Origin of the sequence: Leptolyngbya sp. FACHB-711, from assembly GCF_014695615.1 — a bacterium.
GTDB lineage: Bacteria > Cyanobacteriota > Cyanobacteriia > Elainellales > Elainellaceae > Leptolyngbya_A.
This window is the reverse complement of the sequence record NZ_JACJOR010000023.1, coordinates 1-3244: the sequence shown is the minus strand read 5'-3', so window position 1 is coordinate 3244 and position 3244 is coordinate 1. Positions and strand designations below refer to the sequence as shown.

The following is a 3244-nucleotide window of genomic DNA, read 5'->3' as shown; positions in this document are numbered from 1 at the left end:
AGGATGATCCCCTGTTTTATGAGAACGTACAAATACACTGGAGCAAGAACACCTTGATCTTCTCGTAGGCTGGAGTGTAATCAAAGTCGAAGCACAAGCAGGCGACGCCCTAATAAAGCTGGGCACATACCTTTTCACTCAACTGAAGACCCCCAGGAGAAATCTCATTACCTGCAAAAGTTTGAACAGGACTCATACCTCGCTACAATATTCGATCGTCGGAAAGCGCAGAATGATCGGATTTATCAATACGGGGGACAGGATTGGGAGAGAAGCAAAAAGCAACTTTAGTAGAAGCACTGCTCTGACGGAAGTTTGGATCACGGATTCTGGTAGATGATGCTGTTAATCAGCTTCAGGAACTACTTAAAATCCTGGTGGACTGATACCTCTCGATTAGATGGCGTTGAGGCGATTATTAGTGCCAGATATTATTCCTCGATCGCTCCCAGCCCCCTGAGAGTCACCTTTTGAGCTTCTGTGAGTCCACTGGCTCCTGTAATATTCATGCCTTCATAGGGACGTTCAACGCGCAGTGTGTTTTTGCATTCTCCGGTTTCAACTTGCCAAATCTTGATAGTTTCATCCCGGCTACCGCTTGCGAGCAATGGCTGAACCGGGTTAAAGGCAACCGAGAAGACTAGATTGCTATGTCCTCTTAAGGTATTGAGACAACTTCCATCTTCAGCACTCCAAACCTTGATCGTTTGATCGGCACTGCTGCTAGCAAGGAACTGACTGTCTGGGCTAAAGGCAACTAAGAAGACAGAGCTTGTGTGTCCCTGAAGCGTTCGCAGACAAGTTCCGGTTTTGAGATTCCAGATTTTGATCGTTTGGTCGGCGCTGCTGCTCACCAATCGTCTTCCATCTGGGCTGAACATAACGGATGTGACACCGCTAGAATGACCGCGCAGAACTTTCGGACAATTTCCAGTCTGAATGTCCCATAATCGAATCGTTTGGTCATCTCCACAGCTTGCAATTTGTCCTCCATTAGGGCTGAAAGCAACAGACCAAACCCAGTTGAGATGCCCTTTCAAGGTTTTCAGGCAAACTCCAGTTTGGACATCCCAAAGCTTTAGCATGCAATCCCCACCGCTACTCAAAATCTGGCTACCATCTGGACTAAAAGCGATCGCTCGAATCCAAGAACTGTGTCCACGCAGCGTGTTAATCAGCTTTCCACTCGATGCTTCCCAGAGCCGCACTGTCTGATCGAATCCACCTCCAGCCACAAACTGCCCATCAGGACTGAAGGCAACCGAGAGCAGCGCACTTTTAGAGCCCTGTAGGGTTCTGAGACATCGACCGGACGCAACTTCCCAAAGTCGAGCATTGTGGTCTTCATGGCTACTGGCAAGAATACTGCCGCTTGGACTGAAGGCAACCGACTGCACCCAGCTTGCATAACCCTGGATCGTATTAAGGCAGTGTCCGCTGTCCACGTCCCATAACCGCACCGTCTGATCTTCGCTACCACTTGCAATCATTGTGCCGTTGGCATTAAACGCAACTGACTGCACCCAGCTTGTATGTCCCTGGAGCGATCGTAGACATTGACCGGTCCCAATCTCCCACACGCGAATCGTTTGATCCTGACTGCCACTGATCAGCGTTTGACCATTGGGACTAAAAGCGATCGACCAAACCCAATCTCCATGCCCACGTAACGTTGCTGTACAATCACCGCTTTTCACATCCCAGAGCTTAACGGTATGGTCTTCACTCGCACTGGCGATCGCCAACCCGTCAGGACTAAACTGCACGGCACTGACGCGATTGCTGTGTCCCCACAACGTTTTTAGACAAACCCCCGTTCGCACATTCCAAATTCGCAGCAAATGGTCATCACCGCCGCTGACCAGCAGATTTCCATTTGGGTTAAAGGCAACCGAGCAAACCCAGCTATTATGTCCGGTTAAAACCTTCAGGCATTGCTTCGATCGTAAACTCCACAGGCGAATTGTATGATCTTCACTGGCACTGGCAAGCAGCAACCCGTTAGGGTTAAAGGCAATTGACCAGACCCAGCTTTGATGTCCAGAAAGAATCTGCTGACACTCTCCGGTACGGCTACTCCAAATTTTAATGGCATGATCTTCACTGGCACTGGCAAGCCATTCTCCATCTGGACTAAAAGCAACCAGACAAACCCAACTACCGTGTCCTTCACAGCTTAAGATTGGCTTGCCGTCTTCAACCTGCCACAAGCGAATCGAACCATTGATGTCACTGGTTACAAGCTGCTGACCATTCGGACTAAAGGCAACAGATAGAGCACCGCCGAGCGGCTTAGTGAATACAGAACGAGACAGATCTGCCTGGGAAAAATTGACGCAGTGGAGCTGCACTCCTTGAAGATAAGCCTGCCATACAGCTAGATTGGAAAAATCACATTCCGTCAGGTCAGCCTGGATATGGCTCAGTAGATTGAGCAGGTTTCCGGCTGCATAGCCTGGCTCAAAGGTTGTTGATTGACGCAACTTGTCTAATGAAGCCTTGAGGTGTTGTCCAAGTCTTTGACCTGTGCGGAATTGGTGCAACAACAGATCCGCGATTGGCTTGAGCAGACAACGAATCTGGTTCTCACGCACATAGTCCTTCGCCTGAGCCTTGATTAGGGCATAGGATTGAAGCAGATCAAACCGCTGTTCAACAATCTCCTCGTAAATTTGACGAATGATTTGCTGAGTAATGAACTCCAGGATAAATTGCGGTAAGGTAAATGTCACCGTTTTATGTTCAGCGGAAATAAAAGTTTTAACCAGAAGCGATCGCTGCCATAGATGTGTTAGAGCTTCCAGCAAATCCTGCTTCAGCATTGGAGTCGTAATATCTTCGTACAGATCTAATAAAGATACAGGCTCCCGATTCAGGGCCAGCCAGCGTAGCACAGCCCATTCTAAATCTGATAGTCCAGCAAGCTGTGATTCAATGAGCAATTGCAGTTCTCTTCCAATAAAAAGTCCCTGATCTAGAAAATCCCGAATGTTGCCGTTAAAGAATTCCTGAACAACGACTGCAACTGTTTGTAGTGCAAAAGGATTCCCGTCGTAGTAACGAACGAAATCTTGCCAATCTATTTCAGTTCCTGAAAGTGCTGCTTTTACGGCAATCACTGCCTGTCCCTCAACCCAGTTCAAGCCTCGAATATCAATAGACCCGACTGTATGCGTGCTGCTCTCCAACCTTGGAATAATTTTCAGTTTTTCTCTGCTAATCACAATCACACAGCTTTGATGAG

The 3244-nt window shown here is 48.1% G+C and carries 1 protein-coding gene; it reads right to left on the bottom strand.

Translation table 11 applies throughout. The features are described from left to right. Window positions 1–431: 431 nt before the first annotated feature. Window positions 432–3244 (bottom strand): WD40 domain-containing protein (locus H6F80_RS00270; protein WP_206755015.1); only part of this gene is annotated, 2813 nt, incomplete at its 5' end.